We start from the raw sequence: 3322 nt of genomic DNA, 5'->3' as shown, positions 1-3322 counted from the left end.
GCTCAAGACACACCCCGACCACACACTCAGGACCCACACCCAGCGCAATCAGATGCCGGGCCAGACGATTCGCCCGCGCATCCAACTCCCCATACGAAACCTCAACACCCTCAAACACCACAGCAACCGCATCAGGAGTCTCCGCCACCCGAGCCTCAAACAACTCCGGCAATGTCAACGAAGCCACATCAACAGCCGTGTCATTCCACAGCTCGATCACCCGATGACGCTCCACGTCATCGAGCACGTCAACCCGGCCCAGCCGCAGCTGCGGTTCGGCGGCCAGTGCCCGCACCACCCGCTCCCACCGCACCACAACCCGCTCGACCGACTCGACATCGAAAAGATCCGCCGCCGCAATCAGCCACCCGCGCAACCCAGCCGGCGCCCCGGCCGCATCGAACTCCTCCTGAATATCCATCTCAAGGTCGAACTTCGCCGCAGACAGCCCGCTCGCCATGCCCGCCGTCTCCACGCCGGGCAAGCTCAACGACGCCTCCCCCGTGTTGTTCAGCGAAAGCATCACCTGAAACAGGGGATGCCGCGCCCTCGCACGGGCCGGCGCCAACTCCTCAACCAGACGCTCGAACGGCACATCCTGATGATCGAACGCCGACAGACCCGTCTCCCGAACCCGGCCCAGCACCTCACGGAACGTCGGGTCACCCGACAGGTCCGTACGCAGTACAAACGAATTCACAAAGAAACCGACCAGGTCGTCCAGCGCCTCATCCGTACGACCCGCATGCGCCGAACCGATCAGAATGTCCGTACCCGCCCCCAGCCGCGACAGCAGCACCGCCAACGCCGCCTGCAGCACCATGAACACCGTCACACCCTCAGCCCGCGCCAGCTCCACCACCCGCGCATGCACCTCGGACGGAATTACCAGCGGCAACCGGTGACCACGGTGACTCGCCAGCACCGGACGTGCCCGGTCGAAGGGCAGCGCCAACTCCTCCGGAGCCCCGGCCAACACCCCACGCCAATAAGCCAGCTGAGTCGCCAGCACACTCTCCGGATCATCCTCCTCACCCAGCATCTCCCGCTGCCACAACGCATAATCCGCGTACTGCACCGGAAGCGGCTCCCACTCCGGAGCACGGCCCGAACAACGCGCCGCATAAGCAACCGACACATCACGCCCCAACGGCCCCATCGACCACCCATCACCAGCAATATGATGAATAGTCAGAATCAGCGCGTGATCCTCCGGCCCAGCCGAAACCAGACAGGCCCGAATCGGCACCTCCACCGCGAGATCGAACACATACCGCGCCGCGTCGCCGGCCGCACCCTCCAAGTCACCCGACGAGCCCACCTCAGCCAGCGACAACTCCCACTCCAGCTCATCCAGAGTAAGGACGCGCTGAACAGGCTCGCCGTCCGTGAGCCCGTACACGGTGCGCAGCACTTCGTGACGCCCGATAACGTCCCTCAGCGCCGCGTTCAACGCTTCGGTATTCACCCGACCCGACAGACGCAGGGCCACGGGAAGGTTGTACGTGGCGCTCGGCCCCTCCAGCTGATCAACGAACCACAACCGACGCTGCGCAAAGGACAACGGAAACATCAGGACCCCTCCTGGTTACGTCCTGGCCGCAACGTCGGCCTAGTCTGACTTTTGATATTCAGGCTGCTGTGCAAGTGCATTTGGATGCAGAGCCTGCCGCCTACGGGCATGCGGTATCTCGCGCCCTCGGTAAGTAAATTCACGGCTTGCCTGCCTAGACCAGGAGGTCGGCGCGATTGGCCGAGTCGGCCGGGGTGCTGCCTAAGGAGCGGTCATTGGATTCGCACCCAGACGGAATGCCGTCCCCCGTCGTCGACCAGACCCAGGCAGTCGGAACCCGGATCGTCGAACGGATTCGGCACGACGCATTCCCTTCCATGAAGCCAACCAGTGGGGTGGTGTCATAGGTGACGGTGACGGCTGTTCCCGTTGAACATCCGCACCATCCGATGGAGGCTTATCGGCGATCCACCGCGGCTCAACGCGATCCACTATCTCCCAGGCCCACACGACGATCAATGATCACCGTCGGCTGGTGCCGGCGGCTCTGGCATCGCCGGTGCCCCGGCCGCAGAAGACACCAGGGCGGTCGTCGCCCCTCTTGGAGCCGTTCAAGGAGACGATCGACGAGTGGCTGCGTGGGGATCTGAGGAGCCGCAGAAGCAGCGCCATACCGTTCAGCGGATCGTGACAGCGCCTGCGGCTGGAATGCGGGGCGGATGTCGCCTACACGACCGGGTGGGACTACGTCTCCCGCCGGCGCCGGGAAATCGCCGAGGCGGTCGGCGCGGCGCCTACGGCCGGGTCCGTGGTTTGCCACAACCGTCCGGGCATGGACGCCGAGGCCGACTTCGGCGAGACATGGGTGGATCTGGCCGGTGAAAGTACGAAGCGCTTCGTGTTCGCCCTGCATCTGGCCTACTCGGGCAAGGCGGTCCATCGCATCACAACATCCTGCGGGCAGGAAGCGTACCTGGACGGCCACGTTCACGACTTCTCGAACCCTGGATGGTGTTCCTGGCAGCCAGATTAGATAGGACAGCCTCTCCCTCCAGCTGTGTCCCGGGTGATCCAAAAGAGCCGGTCACGGTAGGAACATCCCAGGTGGGAGGAGTTCAGGCGACCGACTACTTCCTGGAAGTGCTGCTGGCCAAACTCGGCGCGAGGGCCGGCTCCGAAGCCGTCGGCCAAGCCCGCCGCGAGGGAAGCTTCACCGCCGTTCACGAAGCGTTCTGGGCCGCGGCGAAGACAGCTGAAGGGGGCACCGATGGGCCCACACAACACGTGCTCGCCGGCATCCGATCGGCCCTGGCTGCTGGGCCCACACCGCCGACGTCGTGGCCATGGATACCCGAAAGGCTGCCCAGGGCCGACGGATGCTCTCCCGCCACGGCCCTCATCGGGCCCGCACCGGCTCTTCCCGGAGCGGCGATCGACACTGCCTGGCCGGGCCTGCGGCTGCCGATCATGCGGGACCATTCCCGGACCTCGTAGCCCGCCCCACGAGCGCGCCCCGCCGACAGGAATCTTCCTGTGCAAGTGCGGCCTAGCGGCACTTGAACAGGGGTTCGTCACGGCCTGAAGGGTCCGGAAGCACGTACGGCCGCCGCGCCCGACCGGGGTCGGATGCGGCGGCCGATCGGCCCTCGGTACCCCTTGACTGGCCGGGCCCGAGGGCTCGTCAGTCGGCGGTCATCATCGGTTCCGCCGGTCACGCATCGGACGCAGGGTCGGCCTGGTTGACTTTGTGTTCCCGATCTGCTGCGCGAACCCGGCTACGGTTGGCGCCTCGAACAGGGCCCGGATCTC

General features: G+C 65.5%; 2 protein-coding genes. One reads left to right on the top strand and one right to left on the bottom strand.

Features of this window, described 5'->3' with window-relative positions; all coding sequences use genetic code 11:
- On the bottom strand, nt 1-1573 hold a 1573-nt coding region (locus tag AC0693_RS38685; protein WP_478804620.1), incomplete at its 3' end, for a condensation domain-containing protein.
- Between the two features lie 772 nt (nt 1574-2345).
- Here AC0693_RS38685 and AC0693_RS38680 point away from each other — a divergent pair.
- The gene (locus tag AC0693_RS38680; RefSeq protein WP_478804619.1) at nt 2346-2546 is read left to right on the top strand and encodes a hypothetical protein; all 201 of its coding nucleotides are present in this window, start codon (nt 2346-2348) and stop codon (nt 2544-2546) included.
- The last annotated feature ends 776 nt before the right edge of the window (nt 2547-3322 follow it).

This window comes from Streptomyces sp. NPDC043876, assembly GCF_056435825.1.
This window is presented reverse-complemented; position numbering and strand designations above follow the sequence as displayed.

What these genes read in the sequence shown, in the direction of transcription:
- AC0693_RS38680 (WP_478804619.1), top strand. Translation starts at nt 2,346, where the DNA reads ATGGACGCCGAGGCCGACTTCGGCGAGACATGGGTGGATCTGGCCGGT.